This is a genomic window from Prevotella sp. oral taxon 306 str. F0472 (genome assembly GCF_000257925.1).
GTDB classification, from domain to species: domain Bacteria; phylum Bacteroidota; class Bacteroidia; order Bacteroidales; family Bacteroidaceae; genus Prevotella; species Prevotella vespertina.
The window spans coordinates 56,199-82,138 of record NZ_AJIN01000036.1 but is presented as its reverse complement, the minus strand read 5'-3'; the positions used below and the strand labels follow the sequence as shown (position 1 = coordinate 82,138).

Below are 25,940 nucleotides of genomic sequence, written 5' to 3'. Positions count from 1 at the left end.
GATATTTAATTGTCTTTCTTGCAAAGGTACAACATCTTTTTAAGATAGTCTAATGTGGTAATCTTTGCTATATATTTTTATAGTTTATTCTTTTTAAAGAGTTTATTAATGGCAATGGCAATTGCGCCATCACCCGTTACGTTGCAGGCAGTACCGAAGCTATCCATTGCAATGTAAAGGGCAATCATCAATGCTTGTGCCTCATCATTAAAACCTAAGATGCTTGCTAATGGGGCTAATGCTGCCATGATTGCACCGCCTGGTACGCCTGGGGCAGCCACCATGATAATGGATAACATAAGTATGAAGTAAATGAATAAGCCCATATCATGTGGTAAACCTGTCAATAAACAGATAGTGAGCGCACATGCGGTAATCTTCATCGCACTGCCACTGAGGTGGATGGTAGCACAAAGGGGAATGACGAAGCCTGCCACCTCTTTCCTTACACCGGCTTTCTCTGTCTGTGCCAGAGTGACGGGTATCGTTGCTGCTGAAGAGCTTGTTCCCAATGCTGTGAGGTAAGCTGGTAGCATATTCCATAGTAATCGGAACGGGTTCTGCTTAGTAAGGGCTCCAGCAATACAGAACTCATAAATGAGGATAAGAACATGCAGAACAAGGATGACAATGATAATCTGTGAGAACACTAATAACACTTGTCTTGCCTGTCCGTTATGGGTCATATTGAGGAAAACACCGAATATATAATAAGGTAGGAGAGGGATGATAGCCTTTTCAATCACCTTTTCTATAATGTGTTTAAACTCATTAAAGACATTCTCCAACGTGCGAAGTCCGCCATAAGCAATACCTAAACCTACGATGAAAGAGAATACCAACCCACTCATTACATCAACCATTGCTGGGATGCTGATAGTAAAGTAAGGGGCTAACTCTGTCGCCTTATCTATATGGGGCATACTTCCTCCTGTTGAGGCAATCATTGATGGGAATAGCCATGAGCCTGTCCCGTAGGATAAGCTACCAGCGACGACAGTATCAACGTATGCTATCACAACTGTTGCTAATAGCATCTTACCTGCTCCCTTACCAATTCCTGCAATCGCAGGAGTCACGAGCCCGATAATGATCAATGGAATCATGAAGCCAAGGAATTGGCTAAAAATACTGTTAAACGTGAGGAATACTCTTACTGCAGGGGCTGGAAGGAAATAGCCCAAAGCAATACCTAATAGGATTGCGATAATCACTCTTGGCAAGAGCCCGATTCTTCTTTTCTTCTCCATATCGTACTTGTATGTTAGTAATAGTTTATAATTAAGGAATAAAAGCTAGTTGCAAAGATAGACATTTATATTTTATTTTTCATGTTTCAGTCCTTTATTTTCTTTAGACATAATGACATATTCTTTAAGACTAAAGTAACGTGAAGCGTTAGTAACATATTCTTTAGACATAATGACAGAGAGACATATTCTTTTAATGACATATTCCTTGAACCACCTTTATTATATAGTAAACACATGAAAAACACCCTATCCATTTAGTCAGCAAATCCCCTGCAAACAGTACTATTCACTCCCCTCTCCATTCGGAGAGGGGGCGGGGGTGAGGCTTCTTTTTCCCTATTTTATTTGGCTAGTTAATTTATTCTTCTTACCTTTGCCGCCGTGAAAGAATTAGCAATGACATATCAAGTGAATGAAGTACTGCAAAGAATTATCCGATTCTTTGCATCTTTTTGCACTTTATCTTTGGTCAATCCAAATAATTTGCTAACACACACACACACACACACACACAATATGCGCACCTAGCGTCTAATAACACATTTTTTCTTCTCGCATACGCGCGCGCGAAGCGTGCCGTAACCCCTGTAAACAAAGGACTTCTAGGAGTTTCCTTTGTTCGCTTTTTTATGCCCTTTTGTGAACTCGATTTAGAGCAAAATAAGAACGAAATAACAGCTATTTTAATCAATAAAGTTATGAGAAAAGAACAAACTAAAAGGGATTATTCTACACCTAATTGCATGATAGTCCAAGTAAACGAAACCACTAATTTGATGGAAACTTCATTCCCAAGTCAGCACAATCCTGCACAGCCCGGTGGGACAATCTCTAGTGCTAAGTCAGTAGCTACATGGGAGGATGTAGAGGACGAAAACGGTGTGGAAGTATCCTCTTCATGGGAGGATTAAGAGAGTTATCAATAAGAAAGAAAACAAAACTTTAAAATGGAAATGAAAAAAAAGTTATTAAAGCCCCGTCTGCTATCACTGACGGTACTTTGCGGCATAGCACTGGCGTTTGCTTCTTGTGCTAATGAAGATGTTGCTCAGGCTGGTAATGGTACGGACACAGAGAACGACAAGAACCTAACGATGTTCGTGGCTGGTGAGCCTGTAACGCGTACATCAATGGAGCAGACAGGTAAATTCTTTTGGGAATCAGGCGATTATATCTATGTAAAGGATGATGACAACGTATGGAGGAAAAGTAGCAATGCCCCAACAGCTAAGACTGCATCTTTTAAGTTTAAGGTGCCTGGAAAATTTGGTGGTAAAGCAACCTATAAAGTTTATTATCCAGGCAAGAACAGCAGCAACGACCAAGTAGTCATTTCTTCTTCGCAGACCCAGGTAAAACCGAATACAACCGATCACTTTGGAGTATCAGGCGATTGTGGAATGGCAGATGCAACTGGTGTAGTAGGCGGGAAGTCTTTTAGTTTCAAGCTTGATCACCAAGCTACTTACTTGATTTTCCAACCTTACACAAGTAACACGGTATTGCAGAACTGTTATCTGACCAAGATAGAGGTAAACTCTGATGATGATATCACCGACACTTATACTCTTGATCCTGTCACAGGGACTTTGTCTGGTACGGGTAGTGGCAAGCAAATTGTCCTTACAACACAAGGCAGCGGAGCCTATGCTAACGGATTCCCATTGACCAACGCCGCAGCTAGCGTAGAGACAAACGGGGCTTACATGGTTATTAAGCCAGGAACACATACGCTCAAGATACGCTATTGGGTGAAGGATATTGTAACAAACGTTGAGGGTACTATCACAAAGGTTATTCCTTCACGTGGTTATGCAGCCAATACTTATTATAATCTTGCTGCTAACCTAAATACTCGTGTTTATTCTGGTCATGATTACTATACATGGGATGCTCAGCAGAATTACTGGTCTGGATATGAATGGGATTCTGCTAATCCTACGCAGCCTACCACAAACGGCACAACTGGCAGTAATGCCCCTATTATAGGTAGTGATGTTTCTCGTCATCCCAGACCAAGTGGCCCATATCAATACCATGATGCTGCTACTTCTCTTTTCAAGACTCTGCCTAATTCCAACGAGATAAGCTGGTATGTTATGAAAGGTAGCCCTCGCTGGGATGCAGATGAGCTTTGGGTGACAATGGGGCATCTTTATAAAGGTGGAATCTGGCTAAAGAAGATAGACCAGATAGCCACGGATGAACATGTTACTCTGGCACACATGAAAGCTGTAGCTGCTGATAATACGACGGATCTACGCAATACCGCTGTTTTGTTCGATAATCCTCCAAGCACTACTTTGCCCACAGCAACAGAATTACCTAATTATTTTTATCTGCCAGCATTAGGTGGACATCCCGAAGCTATTATATACGGGCAACATGGAGGATCAGGTACACTCAAGGACGTTGGAGTTGCTGGACATTTTTGGTCTTCATCCTCATATACTGGATATGTTGGAGGAGGACTTTCGTATGCTTCTGCACAAGGAATGACTTTTAATAGTAGTAAAGTAAGTTTTGAAAATTTTTTCGAAATCTGGTACGGTGCAGTAGCAATGCCATTTGAGTAACTATAAACAATAATTATTAATATGCTGAGGAGCGAAATTGGAGGCAAAGCTTAGCAAAGTCCATGCCAAAGTAGGCGTAATTTTGATGGCTACGGAAGTAGGACTTGTAGGGCACGGGTGTCGGAACCGTGGGGCACGGATTGTACTTCCGTGCCCCACGAAAGTACATTTCGTCGATGTTAACAATTACGTTCCTCAGCTTAACAATCTTTTACTTATGGGATTTTACAAGAAAACCAAAATGAATGTGAACGGAAAATGGTATGCAAAGTCCGTTCTAGTGATGAGCCCAGTTTCAACCGAGCAGGTTGCAAAACGTATTGCCGCCGAGTCGACGGTTAGCCCTGCCGATGTGCGCGCTGTGTTAACAGCTCTGGGCGGTGTAATGGGCGATTACATGTCGCAGGGTCGCTCGGTAAAACTTGATGGTGTAGGCTCGTTCTATTTTACAGCGGTGACAAGTAAGAACGGGGTTGATAAACCAGAAGATGTAAATGCAACCCTGATTCGTGGTGTGCGTGTCCGTTTCATTCCTGAAACCCGCTATCGTGGTGCTGGTAAGGGTCGTGTTTCCACGCGTGGACTGTCAGACGTGGATATTGAGTGGGAAGAATGGAAGGGAGAAGAGAAAGGAAAGAAGAAAAACCTTACTCCCGAACCGAAAGAAAAGGAGAATAAAGAAGAGAATGGACCAGTAGCAGGTTAGGAAAGAAAGCCTCCCCAAGCCCCTCCAAAGGAGGGGATGTCCTTATTGGTATAGTTTGAATAGTCCGAAAGTATGTAAGTAGGGTTAGGGACATCCCCTCCTTTGGAGGGGCTTGGGGAGGCTTTTTCTTTTTTATACCACGGGAGCATTTAAGGTTGATTCAGGGTATTAATCGTTCTGTAATAAGACAACTCGATTATATTAATTGTGAAATTAATGTCTTTCAAAACTAGTGTATTAATTTGGTTCTCTCGCTTCCGTGGTACAGCCTCACCCCAAGCTAACGGGGTGGGGCTTTTGTGTGAGACAGAAGAACATGGGATTTAGAGACATAATGCCAGAAGAACATATTATTTAATGACATAGGCTTTGAAGACAGAGTAACATACGAACACAAGGGGGTAGTAACATAGGGTTTAGACATAAGGACAGAAGAACATATTATTTAATGACATAAGTTTTGGAGACTTAGTAACATACGAACATAGGGGGATAGTAACATAGGGTTTAGACATAATGCCAGAAGAACATATTATTTAATGACATAGGGTTTGAAGGCATAGTAACAAATGAACGCAAGGTTGTAGTAACATAGGGTTTAGATATGACGCCATAGATACATATTTTTTAATGACATATTTTGTTGCTACAACAATTTGTTGTTATATGTTACTATGTCTTTAAAATATGTTTGTTGTGTCTTCAAAATATTATCCGGATAGGACGGAATAAGGGAAACATCCCTCTTTGAGAAGGGGCTTCCCTATAGTCCTCTTACAGCATCAGCCAACTGGTTCAACGCTTGACGTAGTATGGAGCGAGGGGTTCCGATGTTTAAACGCATGAAACCTTTGCCTCCAGGACCGAACATCTCACCATCATTCAATGCCAGATGAGCCTTGTCAATGAAGAGATCGAGGAGTTGTTCATGGTTGAGACCTAGTTCATTGCAGTCTAACCACATCAAGAAACTTGCTTGAGGGCGTAATGGATGTATGCCTGGAATGTACTCTCTGCAATATTCCTCCACGAATTTCACATTCTCTTCCACGTATGCTAACATCTGCTTACGCCACTCTTCACCCTTACGGAAAGCGGCAATCGTGGCAATAGGAGCAAAAAGCGTAGGTTCGTCAAGTTCGTTTGCTTTTAGCCAACCAAAGAACTTCTCACGTAATTCTGCATTAGGAACAATGGCGTAAGAACTAACGATTCCAGCCATGTTAAACGTCTTGGTTGGTGCGCCGAAAGTAATACTAATGTCTGCAGCATGCTGGGAAACACTAGCGAAGGGGACGTGTTGATTACCGAAAAGTGCCATGTCACTATGTATCTCATCACTGATGACAAGGATGTGATGTTGATAACAGAAATCAGCCAAACGAGCCAATGTGTCCTTCGACCAACATAGTCCAGCTGGGTTATGAGGATTGCATAGGATGAGCACACGACACTTCTCATCACAAACCTGCTCAAGGTTTTCAAAGTCCATATCGTAGTATCCATCTTCACGACGAAGTAGTGGATTAAATACCACCTCCCTATGATTCCCCTCTGGAGTTAGGCGGAAAGGATGATAGACAGGAGGCTGAATAATCACCTTCTCATCAGACTTTGTGAATACGTTTACGACAAGACCTATCCCCTTAACAATACCAGGAATGAAACTTAACCATTCTGATTTAACTTCCCAATGATGGTGTGTACGAATCCAATCGATGATAGCAGGACGATAATCGGATGGGTCAACAGTATAGCCAAAGATAGGATGATTCAATCGCTCTTTGAGTGCATCTACCACGAAATCGGGCGTGGCAAAATCCATATCAGCCACCCATAAAGGTAAGAGGTCATTACGTCCCCAACGTGGGAGGAGGGCTTCATGCTTTAAATCACCACTCCCCGAACGATCTATCAAAGTATCGAAATCATACGTCTTCATCATACATGCAATGCTTGTTTAATATCATCAAACAGATCATCAACGCTCTCCAATCCAATACTGAGGCGGATGGTCGTATCAAATATGTCCATAGCTGTGCGTTCCTCGGGTGTAAATAGGCCGAAAATAGTACTTGAAGGGTGTATTGCAAGTGTGCGATTATCGAAGAGGTTTGTGGCTCTATGAATGAGTTTTAGGTTGTTGAGGAACCTGAAACAAGCCTCTTGATTCTCTAAATCAATGGTTACCATTGCACCAGCAGTTTCTCCATATTGGCGAACTGATAGCTCGTGATAAGGATGATCAGCCAATCCAACATAGTTTACTTTGCGAATAGGTGCAAGTGTGCGCAGTCTCTTTGCTAATTCTAAGGCGTTACTTGACTGTATGCGGTAACGTGCCTCAAGCGTCTCCAAGCCCAATGTCTGCATGTAAGCAACCTGTGGTGTCATGTATGCACCGAGGTTAAATAGCATCTCATTCATCAATCGGTCGGTGATAGCTGGGTATGCTCCATAGTCGATGATAAGTCCGCCCAATGATGTAGCCCCTCCACTGATATACTTCGTACTAGACACCACCTCAATATCAATTCCCAACTCCTTGCCAGAGAACTGAGTGAAAGGAATAATCGTCGTATCGGCAACAACAGGAATACCATGTCTATGTGCTATATCAGCCAAAGCCTTTACGTCGGCTACTTCCAACTGCGGGTTTGTCATAATCTCAAGGAACAAACAGCATGTATTCTCATCTATTTGAGCCTCTACAGATGCAACATCTGTAAGGTCACAAAGCTTTGCCTCTACTCCAAGTCGTTTGAGAGTTGATGTCAAAAGAGAGTAGGAATTGCCAAAGAGATGGCGTGATGTAATTACATTTTTACCTTGTTCAACGATGGCAAACATTGTATTACTGATGGCAGCCATACCCGAGTTAAGAGCCGTTACACGCTCTGCACCTGTCAAAGCTTTGATTCGCAACTCCAGATTCGTTACTGTTGGATTCTCAACCCGAGAGTAGTCTGGGGCATCAATACGTCCACAGAAAGCATCAGCCATTACTTGGGCATTGTCGAACTCGTAGGCAACTGCATTATATACAGGCATACTTAAAGCATCATAAGCATCCCGACGCTTGTAAGACAGGTGGATAGCCTGTGTTTGTTTCTTCATATTTCTTTATTGTTTGAGTTGTGTATTTGAATAAGAAGGAGCTTGTCTCTTCATTATTTATATTCTATGATAACTTAGTACCATTGTATTGTCCTGGTGATACCACTACGCTTATCATACTTCAAGGCATCCGTTAGTGTTGATGCGTTACAACGGAAAGTAAAGTTGTAAGAGGTGTAAGGTGCCAATACAACTGACGCACTCATATTGAAGCAGTGAAGGTCGCGAGACAGACTAGCAGTCGTCATACTCATGGCATGATTCTCGAAATCATAGCCACTAGAGAAGTTGATGTTCCATCCGTCACTGATACGAATATTCCCTGAGACATTCAATGTCTGTGTGAACTTATAAGGGTAACGCATGGTCTTAGTATTGAACTTTCCACCCGTATTCTCACGCATTGTGATACCATAACCAATGGTTAATGACCATGGCATATTAAATCTCATGTAACCGTTCTCATCGGTTTCTGCGATGTTACCACGCTTCTTTTTGGCTGCATATTTACCTTTTTCGAGGTCGTCATCCATGTTCGATTCGATGTTGGTATCTGGTCCATCGCTTCCTTCTGAAACCTTGTTGTCGTCCTTATCATCCTTATGTCCGAACCACTTACGCAACTTCTCTGGGTTAAGAGTGAATGAGAAGTTCTGCGACATACCCTGGAATCGAGGCAAGCGACCATATCCCCATTCTGTGTGGTTACCAACGTATGGTTTGCCACTAGCATCTAACTCGTATGCATAAGTAGCGAATTGGGCATTCATAGAGAATGTGTAATTCTTCCACCACTTTAATCGGAGACGTACACCTAGGTCACTCCAACGATGGAAGTTGGTTGCTGCATTGTAAGACATCGTCGCTCCCAACTCGTCAATGAGACTAATCTTCTTGAATCCAGTAGAGTCCTTGTCACTCTTGATCTTCATCTCCAGATTATTGCTAACATCCCATGAAATCATCTCCGTTTTGGTCTTTCCGGGTACGCTATAAAGCTCCTCTTGGTAAGGAGAATACTCAACGAGTTTCACGTTACCACTAGCGTCTGTGTACTGGTAACTATCGTAGTAACCATAATGACGAGAGCCGAAGTTAGGCGAATAAGAGAATGAGATTTGAGGGGTGATGACGTGTCGGATTGCTTGAATCTTATCGCCAAAGAGCTTACGACTAGGCTTCCAGAAACCATATAACTTCGTACTTGCTCCAACGCTCATACTCCAATTATAAATATTGTGGAAACCGTATGTTGTATCCTTCACCTCCGTCTGATGAGTAGCATCCCACGAGCGATTCACCTTCTTTGAATACATTCGGTCAACGAAATTGAACGATGGTGTAACGTTGATATAATTAAATAAGGTGAAGTTAGCCTGTACTGGTATCGTGTGTTGGAAGCCGTTCCGCCAGTCCTTAAAGAGGTTTGAGTGTAATAGTTTATCCTCGTTAGTTGTGATCGAGTTAGATAACTGTCCAGTATAGCTCATAGATACCTTCTCATACCAACGCTCCTTACCCACAGCATGCTTCCGTTTGAATGGATAGAAGCGACTTAGGCTGATATTCAAGTCAGGGAGGGTCATTTGTATGGTGTTATCACGCATGTTCTGCGATAGGTTTGTGGTAGCACTTAGTGACAAGCCTATGCTTGAGAAAGTTGTACTCCAGCTAACAGAAGACGTACGAGTAGACTGTGTTAAGGTCTGTGGGTTGTATAAGCTATTGAGGTTGTTACGTTCATAACTTGACGTAGCAAAGTTCACGCTGGCAGCAAGAGAGCTGTATGGATTCGCTTTCGGATCCTGTCTATGGTTCCATTGAATCTTAAAGCTCTCCTGTTCGGAGTAGTCTGGTAAGCCCTTATCACCCGTCTTTGAATCTTGATAACTAAACAGGAACGAACCCGAATAACGATAACGTTTGCGGTAGTTGCTGGCTGCTGATAGTCCCCAAGAGCCTTTGGTATAGATTTCCCCCAATAGTTTTAAGTCCCACTTATCGCTTATTGCGAAGTAATAACCACCATCACGAAGATAGAAACCGCGGTTACTTTCATCACCATAATTAGGCATGATGAATCCACTGGAGTATTTCTTTGAGAAGGGGAAGAATCCATAAGGAATGGCTAAAGGCAATGGAATGTCAGCTACCACAAGATAGGCAGGACCAAAGACAACGTCTTTTCCTGGTCGAACCTTGGCTCTTGAGAGTGCAATATAGAAGTCCGGATGAGGGTCGTCACACGTTGTATAGCGTCCATGTTGTAAGTATATCACCCCAGTAGAGTCTCTTTTGCCCACCTCACCACTAAGGAAACCATCCTGTTGTGCGGTGTAGACGCCCTTAATCAAGCCTTTCTTTGATTTGAAGTTGAATGCCATTGTGTCACTCTTGTACTCATCTTTGCCCATAGTAAAGAGTGGTTTTCCTTTGATTCCACCCTCTTCCGTTGAGTCGGGAGTACCCGTTGCACGCACCAAACTGCTGTCTAGATTCATAAACACCTTATCACTCGCCAGCTTCATATTCTCATAATCAACCTTAGAACCGCCGTATAAGTAGGCAGTTCCCGTGCTGGCATCATAGACCAAAGAGTCCTGTGCAGAATAAGTAACTGGAGAGTTGATTCCATTTGAGCGTGATTTCATAATGCTATCAGCCCTAATCGAATCATCAATAGCCTTGTTATGGTGATAGATAGCCAACTGAAGAGAGTCCATCTTCGTGGTATCTTGTGCGTTTCCTTCAACCTTTTTCTCATCGTTCCCAGCGTTGCCTCTTAGCAAGCTGTCCACTGCAATGACATTACCCTTAACCTTCTTTGCTTTCTTAGGTTGCGGTACTGGCATACGAACACTTGCCATCGCACACACGATGACGAACGATAGTAGGAGTATAATGCTCTTATTTCTCATTGCCTAAAACCATGCAAAAGTACAGAAATAATGGTGAATTCAAATATCATTACGCTATTTTAACGTTTCTATTTAGCAGTCTTGTGAGATGTTACCCATGCTGACTAATTATGCTACTTTTGTCAGTCTCTAAACCTGTTGATAGTTAGTCATAATCGAAGAAGTACTTTCCTTTATTTAAGGAAGGCGTTTCTTTGCTATGAAGAAAGCCTCTCTTTAATGATAAGAAAGGCTCTTCTTCTTTTCAGTCTTTTATTATCTCTTGCCCTAGTAAGAGTGTTGCCCTATTGAGAGGAATGCCAACTAAACTGTTCTAAGCCAAATCCAACGATAGAGCCTCAATGAGTCTCAATACGGGTTGATTCTCTTTTTTGAGTTTCTCGAGTTCTTGATGAGGTGTAAGCATTGGCTTTATCTCCTCTTGTTTGGCAAGTCTAATGTCCACTTCAAGCTGTCCATTATGCAGATACTTAGCCAATGTAGCTCGGATACGAGCCTTGATAGGTAGCAACTCACTGAGTTGGATATTGTTTTCAGCAAGTATCTGAATATTCGGGAAAGCTGTTATTGTAGGGGTGATATTGCCCATGCGCTGTGCAAGAGCTTGCATTCCGTTAGGCATACGTTTGCACATTGCACGCCATTGTACGATGAGTTCTTGTTGAGAAAACTCCTCTTTCTCCTCTTTGTTGGTTACTTCTGGCTCGTTGGTATTGGTGTTTTTACGTTCTTCTCCTTTGAGTAAGTTGCTGACCGAAAGCCCCATTCCTCCTAAGTTAATCGATGTAGGTAAACCATGGGTGACGACGGCTGTACCACTATGATTGCTTGTTAACGCTTCGGTAGAGTTGTTAGAAGGGGGCGCAATGGTTACAGGAGTCTCGTTGTCAGTTGACTTGTGAGACGCCTCATGATGATGTTTAAGGCTCCCAACCACCTGCTGAGTCGGTTTCTGTTGAGCCTTTACAATAAGATTCTTAAACAGGGATTTTAATCGTTTAGGGCTACGCCCCGAGGCTGGGACATCATCGTCCTTCTGTGTGATTTGTGCTACTTGAATGAGCGTGAGCTCAACGAGTAACCGCTTATTAGAGCTTTGTCGATATTCAACATCACATTGGTTCATAATCTTCAAAGCGTTGTATAGGAAGAGAGTAGGGCACTTCTGCGCCTGCTCTTGGTATCGTTTGCGTTGTTGTTCGCTAACCTCTAATAATGGTAGAGTTTGTACATCTTTTGCCATCAATACGTTGCGAACGTGCGAAGCAAGTCCGTTGATGAGGTGACCACCATCAAAACCTTTGTTGATAACATTGTTCAGAAGAACCATAATGTCGCTTACCTTATTCTCAAGGGCAAGATTGATGATGTTGAAATAATTGTCTTCATCAAGCACATTGAGGTCTTCTATCACTTTTTGGTAGGTGATATTGCCTTGTGAGAAACTTGCTGCTTGATCGAAGATAGAGAGAGCATCACGCATACCGCCATCTGCTTTCTCTGCGATGATATTGAGAGCTTGCTCATCATATTGTATGTTCTCTTTCTCAGCAACGGCCTTTAAGTGGTTGATGATATTAGGAACTGTCATGCGTTCGAAGTCATATATCTGGCAACGAGACAATATGGTTGGTAAGATCTTATGCTTTTCAGTGGTTGCAAGGATGAAGATTACGTGTGCAGGAGGTTCCTCCAATGTCTTGAGAAATGCGTTAAAGGCAGCTGTTGATAACATATGAACCTCATCGATGATAAACACTTTGTAGCGTCCAACCTGCGGTGGTATGCGGGTCTGTTCCATAAGCGTCTTGATGTTCTCAACCGAGTTGTTACTTGCTGCATCAAGCTCAAATATGTTGTAACTGCGCCCTTCGGCAAAGGCTTTACAGCTCTCACATTCATTGCAAGCCTCACCCTCATTGGTGGGATTCTCGCAGTTGATAGCCTTAGCGAAGATACGTGCACAAGTTGTCTTACCCACTCCTCGCGGTCCACAAAAGAGATAGGCATGAGCCAATTTGCCACTTTTTACAGCATTCTTCAGCGTGGTGGTCAAAGCCTGTTGACCCACGACAGAGTCGAAGGACATCGGTCGATACTTACGCGCTGAGACGATATATTCATCCATAAATCATACTTTTCTAATTCGTGATGCAAAGGTAATAAAAGTTGAGAAAAGACGCTCTTAGAGCATAGATATTAAATTGTTAATTTGCTAAAAATCTGTTTGCTATATGCCAACATGTGCAATCTTTTCCTTACTTTTGCACAAAATTGAGTAATAAGTGAGCAAGATTACTGGACATATACTTGGCTTTCTAAGTCGGTTCAAGTTTCATATTGTTATCCTCTTGGGCGTTCTCATTGTAGGAGTCTTGGATGAGAATAGCTTTATGAAGCGTATTGAATATGCCTACCAGATTAAAGACTTGAAGGCAGAAATCCAAAAGTATGATAGGCAATATCGTCATGATACCCAACAACTAAAGGACTTAAAGCGTGACCCGAAAGCGATTGCTCGCATCGCAAGGGAGCGTTATTTCATGAAGACTGAAGATGAGGATATCTTCGTGCTAAGCGATGATGAACAGCCATATAATACCCAAAAGTATGAGACAACTGAGTAAACTTGAATCAATAATCTATCTTCTTGGTGGAATAACGATGGTTGCAGGTGCAGGGCTCTACGCCTTTTTCATTATTCAACACGTTGCATGTTGGATAATGCTTATCGGTGCTCTTGCTTTCGTCTTAATGCAGTCACGTCAACGATATGACGGCTCTTCACTGACTATTCGTCGCTTACGTAAGATTATGACTATTGCTGGCTTTGGCTTTATCATTGCTGGCTTCTTCATGGTGGAGGACTCTTATATGTTCCTTCGCCCTGTGTTCTCTAATACAGCTGAGGGTTATACCACTTACGTGAATGTCTTTCATCATAATTGGGTGATACTTCTTTTAATCTCAGCAATCCTAGAGATGTACACCTCACATCGTATTAGTTATGAGCTTAAAAAGGAACTCCAATAGGGTTAGTAACTAAAAAAGTCTAAAAGAGGAATAGATAGTTTTAATTTGAATAAAAATGTTTCTTGGCATCAATTATACGTTGTACTTTTGTCAAAACAGAACCAGTTTAATGACCTATGAATAAAGTTCTTTACGCACTTTTAACGCTTATCGCTTGCACTTCTTGTGGAAGTTCTTTCAATATACAAGGTACTTCCAACGTCTCAAGTTTAGATGGTCGGAAGCTCTATCTCAAGGTAGATAAGGCGGACTCATTGGTTAATTTAGATTCATGTGACGTCGTTCATGGACAGTTCTCATTCCATGGTACGATCGATTCTGTTAGGGTGGCGCAAGTCTTTATGGATGATGTTAACCTTCAATTCCCCGTTGTTATTGAAGGTGGAGATATAGTCGTTAAACTGGATAATACCCAACAACGCGTTAGCGGAACACCATTGAATGATAAGTTAAACGACTTCTGGACGAAGTTTACTCAACTACGAAATCAGTATGGAGAGATCGATCATGAGGAGAGTGCCGCAATACTAAATGGACACGACGAGGAGACTATCAATGCCCGACTTATTAAGAAGGCACTAGGCGTGTACGCAAAGAGTGATAAGTTATTCACCAAGTTTGTGACTGAAAACTTTGATAACGTGTTAGGTCCGTGGTGCTTTATGACACGTATATCATACGATACTACGCCTAATGCTTACCCTGTTTGGATGAATGATTATATGTATGCTAATGCTGTTAATCAACTACCTTCTTGGGTCGAGTTCATCATGACAAAGGCAACAGATAACTTTAAGAATAACCCCGAGATAAAGACTTTCTACGCTGATTTCTTGCAGGCTCAAAAGGAGATGAATGGTATGGCTGAACCCGCAAATGCACCGATGAACGATGCGCCAGGTACTACGCCAAATGCTTCAACGGCTCCTCCTACACCAGCAGAGATGGCAGGCGACTCTATTCCAAAGTAATTATCACAATAGTTATAACGGCGTGTCACAATAGTAATACTGATGTATCATACGGGTGATAACGGATTGTTACAAGGGTGATAACGAATGATTGCAGTAGTGGAGAGTGCTTTAAGTATTAGAGATAGATGGTTTGGAAGACTCGATAGAGGCTCACTTTATTCTCAACGAAACCCCTTAAAACATTTATAATTATATGCGGAGACTTATTCAAGGCGGTACTATCGTCAACGAAGGTCGAAGTTTTCTCGGCTCAATAATCATAGAGGATGATTGTATCAAAGATATTATTAAAGGTAATCTAACAGCCCGTGGCACATTTGACGAGGTAGTCGATGCCACGGGATGTTTCGTCTTGCCAGGTGTTATTGATAGTCATGTACACTTCCGTGAACCAGGGCTTACAGAGAAGGCAGACCTCGAGAGCGAGAGTAGGGCAGCTGCTTTCGGTGGTGTGACATCCTATTTTGATATGCCAAATACCAATCCCCAGACCACAACTATAGTGGCTTTGGAAGATAAGTGGGCGCGTGCTGCGAAGTCAAGTCACGTTAACTATAGTTTCTTCTTTGGTGCTACGAATGCGAATAGCAAGTTATTTGAGCAGTTAGATGTCCACTCTATTCCAGGAATAAAGCTCTTCATGGGAGCTTCAACGGGGAATATGCTGGTAGACCAACGTGATTCCTTAGAGGCAACCTTCCGTGTTGCAGCCTCTTTGGGGCTTCCTGTTATGACGCATTGTGAGGACTCTGGTATCATAAACCAGAATATGAAGGCAGCTAAAGAACGCTTTGGAGAAGACCCAGACATTACCCATCATTGGGAAATCCGCAGTGAGGAAGCTTGCTGGCAGTCGTCTTCCTTAGCTGTTGAACTTGCTAGGAAATACAAGACACAACTTCATATTGCACACGTTTCTACGGCTAAAGAACTTTCATTTGCAGGTCATCCAGAAGATGAGGGGCGCATAACTCTTGAGGCAGTGATAGCCCACATCATCTTTTCCAACGAGGATTATCTTACGAAAGGCGCACTAATTAAATGCAATCCATCTGTTAAGACACCAGCTGATCGTACTGCTATTCAACAAGCACTCATGTCTGGTCGTATTACAACAATCGGTACTGATCATGCTCCTCACCTTCTTTCTCAAAAGCAAGGAGGCTGTGCCAAGGCTGCTTCGGGTATGCCCATGATCCAGTTCTCACTGGTTTCTATGTTGGAACTGGTGGATAATGGCGTTCTAACCATCGAACGACTGGTTGAGTTAATGGCGCATGCTCCTGCGCAGTTATTCGAGATAGACAAGCGTGGATATCTACGAGAAGGCTACAAAGCAGATGTTACGATTGTTCAACCGCATCAATCATGGATAGTAGACGAAGCGTGCATACAGAGTAAATGTAAGTGGAGTCCGATGATGGGACACACGTTTCAATGGAAGGTAATACACACCTTCTGCAATGGACACCACCTATTGGATAATGGCAAATTAGACACAACAACGAGAGGGGAGAGGCTCTCTTTCCGCAACACAAAATAATTCCGAATATGAAAGAAAGCCCAGCTGATAATAAGAGTAAGATACTCACTTACAACATAAGTGACATTACACCTTATATTAATTGGCCTTACTTCTATTATGCCTGGTCGATGAATGGCAAGGCAAAAGATGCGCAGCAGGAATTGAAGCAAGATGCTGAAGCCATGTTGGCAAGTATGGAAGGGCAATATCACACACGTGCAGTCTTTGCGCTTTGTGAGGCTAATAGCGATGGAGATGACCTCCTTATCAATGGGATCCGAATCCCTATGTTGCGTCAGCAAAGGGTGAAGAAGGGTAAACCTAACTTATGCCTTGCAGACTTTGTGCGCCCACTTTCTTCAGGAATAACTGATACTGTTGGTATCTTTGCTACCTCTGTTGATCAAGCAATAACCACTGATAACGAAGCTGATACTTATCTTCACATGTTGTCTCAAACCCTATCTGATAGATTGGCAGAGGCTACGGCAGAGAGAATGCATGAAGAGGTGAGGCGGAAGTATTGGGGGTATGCACCTGATGAGCAGCTTACGATAGCGGAACTCTATGCCGAGAAGTATCAAGGAATACGCCCTGCAATAGGTTATCCATCACTTCCTGACACAAGTGTGAACTTCCTTCTTGAACGTAATCTAGATATGAAAGGGATTGGGATAAGGCTTACCGAAACAGGAATGATGATACCTCATGCAAGTGTTTCAGGCTTTATGTTCGCTCATCCGAAGGCTTGTTACTTTGATTTAGGTAAGATTGATGAGGAACAACTACAAGACTATGCACATCGGCGAGGGCTCCCCATAGAGAAAGTAAGGACTTTTTTAAGTGCCAATCTACTAAAGAGATGATAGCAAGAATTGTGATATACCTCCTCTTAATGATAGTTCTTTCGGATTTGTACATTGATATGCACTATTTCCGAAAGCGTTATCACGTGACTTGGTGGCAGCGTCTTCTATGGTGGATACCCTGCATTGGTATGGTTGTCTATACTTGTTTGTTGGCTTCCATACGCAACTTTGCCCCAGTAGACCTCACTTGGTTGAACACTTATCTATTCCTCCTTGGAATGTTCGTCGTGCCAAAGACAATCTTTGCTATTAGTTCTTTCTTGGGTTGGATAATGCGTAAGTATATCACACACACGCCTCGTAACTGGGGGCATTACATAGGAGTTCTATTGGGCGTGGGTGCTTTTGGTGTGTATGTCTATGGGATTACAGCTGGTGTATCAGCAATTAAAGTGAACCACATCGACCTATCTTTTAAGAATCTACCTGCCTCCTTCAATGGCTATCGCATTGTACATGTATCTGATTTGCATCTCGGAACCTTTGATGGATGGCGTGAGAAGATATTGAAAGCGGAGATGGATAGCATAGAAAAGCAGCACGCTAACCTTATTTGTTTTACTGGTGACATACAGAATATGCGCCCACAAGAGGTGGAGGCAATGCAAGCGGTTATTCGTAAACCGATGTCGCGTACCATCTCTGTGTTGGGTAATCATGACTATACAGAGTATATCGTAGGCAGTAAGAAAGAGAAGATTGCACAAGAGATGAGGCTTGTCAAGGAGGAAGAGAAGGGCTTGGGATGGACACTCTTGCGTAATCAGAATGTGATAATATGCTCACCAAAGGGTGAGGATATATATATCTGTGGTACGGAGAATGATGGGAAACCACCATTCCCGAACTATTCTAATTATAAGAAAGCGACCATGGGGATTCCTAAAGGAGCATTTGTCATTATGTTGCAACACGACCCTTCTGCCTGGAAACGTTCTATCTTGCCTCAAACGACAGCCCAATTAACGCTCTCAGGGCACACTCATGGCGGACAGATGCAACTCTTTGGATGGCGACCAACAAGCCTCCGACAGCATGAAGATCATGGACTCTACGAGCAAGACGGGCGTTATCTCTATGTCACAGCGGGGCTTGGTGGGCTCGTCCCTTTCCGTCTTAATATGCCAAATGAAGTAACAGTAATAACGTTACATACGAAGTAATAATGAGTAACAAACAATAAAAGAAAGCAATAAAGAATTATCTTATGAGCAATTCGACATTACAACGACACACAAAACACACTATTCATCACCCATCCTTCTTTGCGTTGATGGGAACACTTCTGTACGACCTCTATACATTATGTATCGTACTTCCTCTTTTCATACTTGCCTCTATTCTCACAGCCTTGATAACGACGATTGGCTGTCGATTAGGCAATGGTCACTTCTGGGGATACTATCCTGGAAAGTGGTGGTCATGGTTTACTATTCGCTTATTGTTCCTCCCTGTAAAGGTAGAAGGGCGTGAACACTTAGACCCCAAACAGAGTTATGTCTTTGTTAGTAACCATCAAGGAGCATTCGACATCTTCCTTATTTATGGTTTCTTAGGGCGTAACTTCAAATGGATGATGAAGAAGGCTATCCGCAAGATACCGCTCATTGGACTTGCATGTGAGCAGGCTCACCACATCTTTGTAGATAAGAGTGGGGCGAGCAAGATAAAGAAGACATACGATGAAGCACGTCAGACGCTACGCGAGGGGATGTCAGTAGTGGTGTTTCCAGAGGGTGCGCGCAGCTTTACTGGTCATATGGCTCACTTCCGCCGAGGTGCTTTTATGCTTGCTGATGAGCTGCAATTACCAGTATGCCCAATTACTATTAATGGTTCATTTGACGTTATGCCACGAACAAAAGACTGGAACTTCCCCGTATGGAATAGACTTCGTTTAACGATTCATGAACCTATTCAGCCTAAGGGAAAGGGTTCGGAGTTTGAGAAGCAAACTATGGTTGAGGCGTATAAAGCAGTCATGTCAGGACTAGAAGAGAAGTACCAAGGATTTATAGATAACCCAGATCAGTAATAACTGACTACTGGTTTTTATTCGATTATTTGCTTCATTCAGATAAATATACTACTTTTGCACAAAAACAAAACCTATGACAAGCGATAGTATAGTAATCATACCGACCTATAACGAGAAGGAGAATATAGAGAAGATTATCCATGCTGTATTCAATTTGGATAAGTTCTTTCATGTCTTGGTAATTGATGATGGAAGTCCAGATGGCACTGCGCAGATTGTTCATCGATTGATAAACAATGGTTGTTCTGACCGATTGTTTATTATCGAGCGTACTGGTAAGTTAGGACTAGGAACAGCTTATATTACAGGTTTTAAGTGGGCATTGGAGCATGGTTATGATTATATCTTTGAGATGGATGCCGACTTTAGTCACGATCCAAACGACCTCCCTCGTCTTTATGCTGCGACGCATGATGAAGGCTATGATGTCGCTGTTGGCTCACGTTATGTTAGTGGGGTGAATGTTGTTAATTGGCCTATTGGACGCGTGCTAATGAGTTATTTCGCTAGTAAATACGTACAGACAGTGACGGGATTCCATGTTCATGACACCACTGCAGGCTTTGTTTGCTATCGTAGGAAGGTGTTGGAAACTATCCCATTAGATGATATTAGGTTTAAAGGATATGCTTTCCAGATAGAGATGAAGTACACTTCTTACAAGATAGGCTTTAAGATTAAAGAGGTACCAGTCATCTTTGTTAATCGTCGTGAAGGCGTTAGTAAGATGAGTGGTGGTATATTCTCTGAAGCCTTCTTCGGCGTTATGCGCCTCCGTCTTGATGGATGGTTTAAGAAGTACCCGAAGGCTTAATAGTAATAAGACAAGCCTCACCTATCCTCCCCAAAAGGAGGAGGAGTATTTCTCGAAATAGATGTTTGCAGGATAGGAGGGGGCAGGTTTGTGTGTTGCGGGGTATGGTCTCATTAGCAACAAACAAGATACTGCACACGAGGAAACGCTCTCTTGCATGGGAAGAGGGCGTTTCCTTGATATGAGAAGAGCCTCTCCTTAATGCAAGGAGAGGCTCTCTTCGGTTCAAGAGGGGGGCATCTACTTATTCTTGCCAACTATTCGTATCAAGCGTTTTACCACTTAATTAATCATCGTATGATAACAGTTATAATCTTTTTGCTCGCTTTTCTTCTCCTTGGTATAGGCTTTCTACTAAGTTATCATAAGGAGGTCTCTAATCCGGAAGATGCTTATAGGCGGAATTGGAAAGGCTTCTTCTGGTCATCTCTACGCATGATGTCGTTAGCAGTTGTTACGTTGTTTCTATTCTTCGTCATGCTGTGCTTTGTTGGTGAAGACGACCCTGAGGATAATCTGAGTTGGATAGTTTGGTTTATTGTCGTCACATGGTTTGTAGCAATCCCTGTGCTTGTTATTTATGTTATATCCGTTGTTCAGGTTATAGTTCATCGTGAGTTATATATAAATAAGGTGTTTCTTGGATTACACATCATCAATATCTTGCAAGTAATATGTGTCTTGGTCTTGGCTATTCTGCCACAGAAAAGTTGTACACCCGAGGCGATGGAAACTGATTATAAGGCGCATCAAACAGAGATAAGACGTTTGATTGCAGTTACAAAAGGTTGGTTGCCGGATAGTACAGGGTTCTCCGTGGAGTATTCGAATAATGGAGAGATTACGGACTGGGGCGTTAACTCAAAGGTAGATGTGAACTTTGAGCCAGACAACGGGGTCACTGATAAAGTAAAGAATAGGGAGTTAAAGAAGATAGGACTTAGTGTTGAGCGCCTGGATTCTATCCGTTTTGCACTGCGGGAGATGGATTATCGAGGTTTAAACATTGGTAATAATAATGGGTATGGGGACTGTACAGAGATAGAATATGGGCGCAAAGGGCAAGATGTCTTTTATTATCAATTATATGATAAGCCCCTCACTGACTCGTTAATCAGCGAACTTAATAATCTACCTAGCTTCGTTGTCTTCAATCGTCGAGTGGTATTTTACTGTATGGAAAACTCTCTCGATACCCCTCACTTTCCTGGGAAAGAAACCTATCTAGCGCATAGACGTAAGCAGAAATAAGGTCGGTAAGATTCGTAATAGATACCTTGTCTTTGGGAAATCTCTGCTGGTCATCCTGTTGACGCAACGCTTTATTCTATTCGCCGTGAGCGTTGCCGTGAGTTCGCAGGAGAGGGTATGTGTAATGACGATTTGATACGTTGAGCATCATTGGATTAGGTGAAGAACTATCAAATTGAGGGTGTGAACTTCTGAACATATCTATATCAAAGTCCTAAGTTTATCGGCACAGACGGGAACAGCCTCATACTTGCTGATGGTAGTGCTAAGGCTAATATCTCAGCGAAGACACTATCTACTTCGTTCCAGATTCGTATATGTGATGCTTGAAATGACACATACGTGTCGCTCGACTGACACGTATGTGCTAACCCTTGTAACACATACGTGTTAATGACGTGATACGTATGTGTCATTTCCATCAATCCTATGTGTTACTTTTCGTGCCTGATAATAGTCGCCTAAACAACAGAAAGCGGAAGTCCCGATAGGTAAGGGGACTTCCGCTTGATATGTTGTGACTCCGTTGGGATTCAAACCCAAGACCTTCAGAACCGGAATCTGACGCTCTATTCAGCTAAGCTACGGAGCCTAATAGCGCTGCAAAGGTACTGTAAAGTTTGGATAACTCCAAATGAAGCCGAAACCGACATGGGTGCATTTAGATTTTTTATAGGTTTCTGAAAGGGCTTTCTCCTGTAAATCCTTTCTCCTAAAACTATTCTAAAACGGCTCTTCATCTTATCCTTTAGCAGCCACTAATCCTATTAATCGATAAATCGCTTCGTAAGATCTTTGTATTCGTCTATCCTGCGATCGCGCAGGAATGGCCACCAACGACGCACTTGCTCGCTATGGTCTAGGTCGATGTTAAGGATGATACTCTCCTCCTCATTGTCGCTTGCACGATAGAGTAGTTCGCCCTGTGGACCAGCCACGAAGCTACTTCCCCAGAACTGAATTCCCCCTGTTTGTTCGCTTGGATCGCTCTCATGACCTACACGATTAACGGCGATGACAGGCAATCCGTTAGCCACTGCGTGCCCACGCATTACCGTTGTCCATGCCTCACGCTGGCGTTGTTGCTCTGCTTCCGTGTCACTACTTTCATAGCCGATAGCAGTGGGGTAGATGAGCATTTCTGCGCCTTGTAATGCCATTAAGCGGGCTGCCTCAGGGTACCATTGATCCCAACAAACCAATACTCCCAAACGTCCCACGCTTGTGTCGATAGGATGGAAACCGATGTCACCTGGTGTGAAATAGAACTTTTCGTAGTAGGCAGGGTCGTCGGGAATGTGCATCTTACGATACTTACCAGCTATTGTTCCGTCTTTCTCTATGACGACAGCCGTGTTGTGATATAACCCAGCAGCCCGTTTCTCAAAGAGGGAGGTAACAAGCACGATACCTAATTTGCGTGCCAACTCACCATAGAAGTCTGTTGATGGTCCAGGTATGGGTTCTGCTAAGTCGAAGTTATTTACGTCCTCCGTCTGACAGAAGTATAATGAGTTGTGTAACTCTTGTAATACGACTAGTTCGGCACCCCTTTGTGCGAGGTCAGTGATGTTCTCTGCCAATCTTTCTATATTCTTCTTCGTATCCGCAATGTTATGTTGTTGCAAGATACCAATCTTTAGTTCTCTCATCTATTTAATATGTTTTCCAACTTGTCCGAAGCGTGAAATAGCTTGCTTCGGAGCGGTTGGGGTTGTTTTTAAACTTACTATTATGCAGTGTGACAAATACTTTCTCCATGTTTTTTCTCTTCTTTTAAAGAGCAGGAGAAAGCGGTAGTTGCATGGTTAAACAATGTATGGAACCATGTTGTCGGATGATAGTTCTACTGTCAATACCTATTATCTCTCTGTCAGGGAACGCCAGTTGAATTTGCTCCATCGCCCTTTTGTCCTTTTCGGGTTGGTCATAAGTAGGAACGAGTACAGCGTCGTTGAGAATAAGGAAGTTGGCGTGTGTTGCTGGCAGCCGCTCGCCATCATCGTAGATAGCATTTGGCATGGGGAGCGGCAGTAGTCGATAAGGTTGCCCCTCAGGGGTTCTTAATCCCTGCAACTGCTCCTCTAAATGATGGAAGTCATCGTAGTGCTCGTCTTGAGGGGCATCACACCTTATATATAATAACGTATCATTAGGCGCAATGCGAACGATAGTATCAATGTGACCATCGGTATCATCGCCAGCTAATTGACCGTAGTCTAACCATACAATATGGTTGATGTTGGGGAAGAACGAACGCAACTTCTGGTCAATATCCTCCTTACTCAAAGGTTGGTTGCGATGAGGTGCCATTAGACAGCCAGTTGTTGTGAAGAGCGTGTGCTTGCCATCACACTCTATCGAACCACCCTCTAGAATGAAGTCCTTATGGCTTACAAGTGTTCCTTCGAAAAGCCCCGCCTTGTAAACCGCTTGGTTAATCTTATTATCCTTGTCGGCAGCAAACTTCTCTCCCCATCCATTGAAACAGAAGTCGAGAAGGACGCTCGCTTGTTCAGTTCCGCTCGCTGTCGTGTCTGGGAGTAGGGTGATGGGTGCAACATCGCGCGCCCATGTATCATTGTTATCGCAGGCAAATATTGTTACCTGTTTCATCTGCCCTTCTGTGAGATGCTTGGTCAATAAGTCCTGCACCCGTTCCGTGTCTCGTGCTGTTATGAGCAATTTCTCGTGTCGAGTGATAGCCTTTGCCATCTGAAGATAAACCTCAGTTATCTCCTCCAAATAGGGACACCAGTCAGTGTCCTCATGTGGCCATATCAGCATGATAGCCCTTTGCTGTTCCCATTCAGCGGGTAATCTTAAACCTTGAAGTCTGTTAGTATTCATGTTGCAAAGGTAAGAAAAGAAAATGTGATAGGCGTTCTTGCGTTTGTATTTTTTATGGGGTATATATGTCTTGTTCTGTTGGCTATAGGCTATCCGTTTGTTTCATTTATAGTAGCTTGGGCGTTGATATATGTCAAGCTGGTGCTTGATGTATGTCAATTGACGACTTGACATACGTCAATTAGGTCGTTTGATATGTATCAAGGAGTTTGATGAAAGTCAAATAAATCCGTTTTTTCATGTTTAAATGCGCTTATTCTTCGTATGAAATTGCTAACAGTACTAACTTTGCAAACGCAAACAAGACATAAGAGATGTCAGTTCAGGGTAGATGATTTACCATTAATAAGGCATCAATCTCATTAGGTAGACACAAGGAAAAAGATTGTTTAACAGGTAAAAAGAAAGGAACAACGTTATGAAACAAAGAATTAAGAAATCATCCATGGCGCGCAAGTTCTTCCATTACATGATTAATGTTATCAGTGAGTATAACATGGGTAGAGCAACTTGCTTAGCGTAATGCTAGCTCTAATTAAAAAGAGTTTTATAGCTACAAAAGAATCGATAAAATTTGAGAGAGAATAATAGAAGAGTCGAATCATGGTCTGTCAAGGACACTGATTCGACTTTATTGTTATCTTATCATTCCTTTTTACCTTAAATATAAGCACCTGCCTTTGTAGATATATCAGGCTTTCTGTATGACACGTGATTGTGATGCCTGTGAGCATAAGGCATCGCATAACAGATAAAACAGACTAAAAACAAGGAGGAAATAGTCTAGGACTCATGTAAAAATAACCTATTTCCTCATGAAGGAGAGTGTTAGAAGCATAGAGGATAAGTGTTGGCTCGAGGATAGAGGTATATTGTTATGAAAAGAGATAAGCGTGTTGTACAGGCGAGATAACTTAAACAGTTTTCCTTTTTATTAGGATTTTTAATATATTGAGCGGTGGTTTCTTGGTATAAAAAAGGTATCTTTGCAGCAAGATTTATTTGCAGAATGAAACGGATTAGAATATCATCTCTGATAGTGTTTGCCGGACTCGTCGCATGTACCTCATGTGAAGACGTGAAACGTCCTGCACCTAAACGAGAGGCAGTCAATGTCACTCCTCCGTCTAGAGAGAACGAGGCAATAAGTCAGTTGACGGCCTCAATAGACGAAATATCGGATAATTTGGATCTTATCTCATCGCAAGAGGCAATGCTTTGTAAGACTACTGAGCATGCGAACAAGAAGTCTAAGATTATTCAGCAGATAAAGGGTCTTGGAGCGTTGTTGGCTGAGAAACAAAAGCAAATAGATAAGCTATTAAGTGAGAAGAAAAAGCAGTCAGAGGTGTCATCTGATAAGAGTGCCACAATAGATAAGCTCTATAAGACGATAGCTTTCTTAGCTTCTCAGTTGAAAGAAAAGAGTGATCACATGGCGGAACTAGAGGCTGTTGCTAGTAGGAAAGATGTCAGTGTAGAGCAGTTGAAATACATTGTCTTGAATCAATCTAATAGTGCTGAAGCCCTGCGCTATAAATATGATATGTCTGTATCAGGTAATAATAGCCCTAAAGTAAAGGTGGTGAAGCAAGTGGAACAACCAAAGAGAGTGTTCTATATTATTGCTGATAAACAGACGCTGAAAGATAAGGGACTCTTGAAGACAAGCCTCTTTTCGAAGAAGATAAACAATAATAATATCACAGAAGAGAGCTTTATTAAGGCGAATCAGAAGGACTTAACAACGTTGACGATTAAGTCGACATCCCCCAAGATATTATCTCCTAATCCAGAGTCAAGTTATACCTTGACAACGAACGAAGATGGTACTTCAACGCTCACCATTACAAATTCGGATAAGTTCTGGAACGTGTCTCCTTACTTGATTATACAGGAGTAAGAGGCTTGAAACCTACCTGGAGATGGATAGTGAGATACGACAGCTCTAGTATAAAGTCCTAAAATAACGTATGATAAGAGTTGTGAGAATGGAATAAAATTGCTATCTTTGCA

Annotated in this window: 20 protein-coding genes and 1 tRNA gene; 13 read left to right on the top strand and 8 right to left on the bottom strand. The window is 42.5% G+C overall.

Features of this window, described 5'->3' with window-relative positions; all coding sequences use genetic code 11:
- Positions 1-77: 77 nt before the first annotated feature.
- Complete coding sequence (locus HMPREF9969_RS05520; protein WP_009434922.1) at positions 78-1,250, bottom strand: dicarboxylate/amino acid:cation symporter; 1,173 nt, start codon at positions 1,248-1,250, stop codon at positions 78-80.
- 701 nt (positions 1,251-1,951) lie between these two features.
- Here HMPREF9969_RS05520 and HMPREF9969_RS05515 point away from each other — a divergent pair.
- The 3 genes from HMPREF9969_RS05515 (at position 1,952) to HMPREF9969_RS05505 (ending at position 4,535) form a co-directional block, all read left to right on the top strand.
- Positions 1,952-2,164 (top strand): hypothetical protein, encoded by a 213-nt coding sequence (locus HMPREF9969_RS05515; protein ID WP_036895214.1) that lies wholly within the window; start codon positions 1,952-1,954, stop codon positions 2,162-2,164.
- Between the two features lie 36 nt (positions 2,165-2,200).
- The gene (locus tag HMPREF9969_RS05510) at positions 2,201-3,829 is read left to right on the top strand and encodes a hypothetical protein (RefSeq protein ID WP_009434797.1); all 1,629 of its coding nucleotides are present in this window, start codon (positions 2,201-2,203) and stop codon (positions 3,827-3,829) included.
- A 217-nt stretch (positions 3,830-4,046) separates the two neighbouring features.
- Entirely contained in the window at positions 4,047-4,535 is a 489-nt protein-coding gene (locus HMPREF9969_RS05505) for an HU family DNA-binding protein (RefSeq protein ID WP_036895157.1), read from the top strand.
- Between the two features lie 763 nt (positions 4,536-5,298).
- Here HMPREF9969_RS05505 and HMPREF9969_RS05500 read toward each other — a convergent pair.
- The 4 genes from HMPREF9969_RS05500 to HMPREF9969_RS05485 all read right to left on the bottom strand — a co-directional run bounded on the left by HMPREF9969_RS05500 (position 5,299) and on the right by HMPREF9969_RS05485 (position 12,698).
- The gene (locus HMPREF9969_RS05500) at positions 5,299-6,480 is read right to left on the bottom strand and encodes a MalY/PatB family protein (protein WP_009434880.1); all 1,182 of its coding nucleotides are present in this window, start codon (positions 6,478-6,480) and stop codon (positions 5,299-5,301) included.
- Positions 6,477-7,652, bottom strand: coding sequence for a trans-sulfuration enzyme family protein (locus HMPREF9969_RS05495; protein ID WP_009434827.1), 1,176 nt, complete (start codon positions 7,650-7,652; stop codon positions 6,477-6,479). The genes HMPREF9969_RS05500 and HMPREF9969_RS05495 overlap by 4 nt, the downstream gene beginning before the upstream one ends.
- A 74-nt stretch (positions 7,653-7,726) precedes the next feature.
- On the bottom strand, positions 7,727-10,570 hold the full coding sequence (locus HMPREF9969_RS05490; RefSeq protein WP_009434862.1) for a putative LPS assembly protein LptD: 2,844 nt from the start codon (positions 10,568-10,570) through the stop codon (positions 7,727-7,729).
- Between the two features lie 313 nt (positions 10,571-10,883).
- Positions 10,884-12,698 (bottom strand): DNA polymerase III subunit gamma/tau, encoded by a 1,815-nt coding sequence (locus HMPREF9969_RS05485; protein ID WP_009434885.1) that lies wholly within the window; start codon positions 12,696-12,698, stop codon positions 10,884-10,886.
- 157 nt (positions 12,699-12,855) lie between these two features.
- Here HMPREF9969_RS05485 and HMPREF9969_RS05480 point away from each other — a divergent pair, with 157 nt between their 5' ends.
- The 9 genes from HMPREF9969_RS05480 to HMPREF9969_RS05440 all read left to right on the top strand — a co-directional run bounded on the left by HMPREF9969_RS05480 (position 12,856) and on the right by HMPREF9969_RS05440 (position 21,074).
- Positions 12,856-13,197: an FtsB family cell division protein gene (locus HMPREF9969_RS05480; protein ID WP_009434853.1), complete on the top strand. Its 342-nt coding sequence runs from the start codon at positions 12,856-12,858 to the stop codon at positions 13,195-13,197.
- Positions 13,181-13,603 carry a hypothetical protein gene (locus HMPREF9969_RS05475; RefSeq protein WP_083835291.1) on the top strand — a complete coding sequence of 141 codons (423 nt, stop codon included), beginning with the start codon at positions 13,181-13,183 and terminating at the stop codon, positions 13,601-13,603. The genes HMPREF9969_RS05480 and HMPREF9969_RS05475 overlap by 17 nt, the downstream gene beginning before the upstream one ends.
- A gap of 116 nt (positions 13,604-13,719) precedes the next feature.
- On the top strand, positions 13,720-14,574 hold the full coding sequence (locus HMPREF9969_RS05470; protein ID WP_009434933.1) for a DUF4369 domain-containing protein: 855 nt from the start codon (positions 13,720-13,722) through the stop codon (positions 14,572-14,574).
- 196 nt (positions 14,575-14,770) lie between these two features.
- Complete coding sequence (locus HMPREF9969_RS05465; protein ID WP_009434833.1) at positions 14,771-16,120, top strand: dihydroorotase; 1,350 nt, start codon at positions 14,771-14,773, stop codon at positions 16,118-16,120.
- Between the two features lie 8 nt (positions 16,121-16,128).
- Positions 16,129-16,968, top strand: a complete 840-nt coding sequence (locus HMPREF9969_RS05460) for a vitamin B12 dependent-methionine synthase activation domain-containing protein (RefSeq protein WP_009434905.1) — start codon at positions 16,129-16,131, stop codon at positions 16,966-16,968.
- Positions 16,965-18,134: a metallophosphoesterase gene (locus HMPREF9969_RS05455; RefSeq protein WP_009434839.1), complete on the top strand. Its 1,170-nt coding sequence runs from the start codon at positions 16,965-16,967 to the stop codon at positions 18,132-18,134. The genes HMPREF9969_RS05460 and HMPREF9969_RS05455 overlap by 4 nt, the downstream gene beginning before the upstream one ends.
- A gap of 44 nt (positions 18,135-18,178) precedes the next feature.
- Complete coding sequence (locus tag HMPREF9969_RS05450) at positions 18,179-19,006, top strand: lysophospholipid acyltransferase family protein (RefSeq protein WP_009434787.1); 828 nt, start codon at positions 18,179-18,181, stop codon at positions 19,004-19,006.
- A gap of 76 nt (positions 19,007-19,082) precedes the next feature.
- Positions 19,083-19,823 (top strand): polyprenol monophosphomannose synthase, encoded by a 741-nt coding sequence (locus HMPREF9969_RS05445; RefSeq protein ID WP_009434859.1) that lies wholly within the window; start codon positions 19,083-19,085, stop codon positions 19,821-19,823.
- Positions 19,824-20,120: 297 nt separating this feature from the next.
- Positions 20,121-21,074, top strand: a complete 954-nt coding sequence (locus HMPREF9969_RS05440) for a hypothetical protein (protein ID WP_036895209.1) — start codon at positions 20,121-20,123, stop codon at positions 21,072-21,074.
- Positions 21,075-21,592: 518 nt separating this feature from the next.
- Here HMPREF9969_RS05440 and HMPREF9969_RS05435 read toward each other — a convergent pair.
- The 3 genes from HMPREF9969_RS05435 to HMPREF9969_RS05425 form a co-directional block, all read right to left on the bottom strand.
- A tRNA-Arg gene (locus HMPREF9969_RS05435) sits at positions 21,593-21,666 on the bottom strand.
- Between the two features lie 175 nt (positions 21,667-21,841).
- Positions 21,842-22,726: a carbon-nitrogen hydrolase gene (locus HMPREF9969_RS05430; RefSeq protein WP_009434924.1), complete on the bottom strand. Its 885-nt coding sequence runs from the start codon at positions 22,724-22,726 to the stop codon at positions 21,842-21,844.
- Between the two features lie 124 nt (positions 22,727-22,850).
- Complete coding sequence (locus HMPREF9969_RS05425) at positions 22,851-23,924, bottom strand: agmatine deiminase family protein (protein WP_009434872.1); 1,074 nt, start codon at positions 23,922-23,924, stop codon at positions 22,851-22,853.
- Between the two features lie 1,009 nt (positions 23,925-24,933).
- Between HMPREF9969_RS05425 and HMPREF9969_RS05420 the strand changes: the two genes are divergently transcribed.
- On the top strand, positions 24,934-25,827 hold the full coding sequence (locus HMPREF9969_RS05420) for a hypothetical protein (RefSeq protein WP_036895153.1): 894 nt from the start codon (positions 24,934-24,936) through the stop codon (positions 25,825-25,827).
- The last annotated feature ends 113 nt before the right edge of the window (positions 25,828-25,940 follow it).

Coding starts and splice junctions, on each gene's coding strand:
- HMPREF9969_RS05515 (WP_036895214.1), top strand. CDS start 1,952: ATGAGAAAAGAACAAACTAAAAGGGATTATTCTACACCTAATTGCATG.
- HMPREF9969_RS05510 (WP_009434797.1), top strand. CDS start 2,201: ATGGAAATGAAAAAAAAGTTATTAAAGCCCCGTCTGCTATCACTGACG.
- HMPREF9969_RS05460 (WP_009434905.1), top strand. CDS start 16,129: ATGAAAGAAAGCCCAGCTGATAATAAGAGTAAGATACTCACTTACAAC.
- HMPREF9969_RS05420 (WP_036895153.1), top strand. CDS start 24,934: ATGAAACGGATTAGAATATCATCTCTGATAGTGTTTGCCGGACTCGTC.
- HMPREF9969_RS05445 (WP_009434859.1), top strand. CDS start 19,083: ATGACAAGCGATAGTATAGTAATCATACCGACCTATAACGAGAAGGAG.
- HMPREF9969_RS05440 (WP_036895209.1), top strand. CDS start 20,121: ATGATAACAGTTATAATCTTTTTGCTCGCTTTTCTTCTCCTTGGTATA.
- HMPREF9969_RS05485 (WP_009434885.1), bottom strand. CDS start 12,698: ATGGATGAATATATCGTCTCAGCGCGTAAGTATCGACCGATGTCCTTC.
- HMPREF9969_RS05505 (WP_036895157.1), top strand. CDS start 4,047: ATGGGATTTTACAAGAAAACCAAAATGAATGTGAACGGAAAATGGTAT.
- HMPREF9969_RS05425 (WP_009434872.1), bottom strand. CDS start 23,924: ATGAATACTAACAGACTTCAAGGTTTAAGATTACCCGCTGAATGGGAA.
- HMPREF9969_RS05490 (WP_009434862.1), bottom strand. CDS start 10,570: ATGAGAAATAAGAGCATTATACTCCTACTATCGTTCGTCATCGTGTGT.
- HMPREF9969_RS05450 (WP_009434787.1), top strand. CDS start 18,179: ATGAGCAATTCGACATTACAACGACACACAAAACACACTATTCATCAC.
- HMPREF9969_RS05470 (WP_009434933.1), top strand. CDS start 13,720: ATGAATAAAGTTCTTTACGCACTTTTAACGCTTATCGCTTGCACTTCT.
- HMPREF9969_RS05455 (WP_009434839.1), top strand. CDS start 16,965: ATGATAGCAAGAATTGTGATATACCTCCTCTTAATGATAGTTCTTTCG.
- HMPREF9969_RS05430 (WP_009434924.1), bottom strand. CDS start 22,726: ATGAGAGAACTAAAGATTGGTATCTTGCAACAACATAACATTGCGGAT.
- HMPREF9969_RS05465 (WP_009434833.1), top strand. CDS start 14,771: ATGCGGAGACTTATTCAAGGCGGTACTATCGTCAACGAAGGTCGAAGT.
- HMPREF9969_RS05475 (WP_083835291.1), top strand. CDS start 13,181: ATGAGACAACTGAGTAAACTTGAATCAATAATCTATCTTCTTGGTGGA.
- HMPREF9969_RS05495 (WP_009434827.1), bottom strand. CDS start 7,652: ATGAAGAAACAAACACAGGCTATCCACCTGTCTTACAAGCGTCGGGAT.
- HMPREF9969_RS05500 (WP_009434880.1), bottom strand. CDS start 6,480: ATGATGAAGACGTATGATTTCGATACTTTGATAGATCGTTCGGGGAGT.
- HMPREF9969_RS05520 (WP_009434922.1), bottom strand. CDS start 1,250: ATGGAGAAGAAAAGAAGAATCGGGCTCTTGCCAAGAGTGATTATCGCA.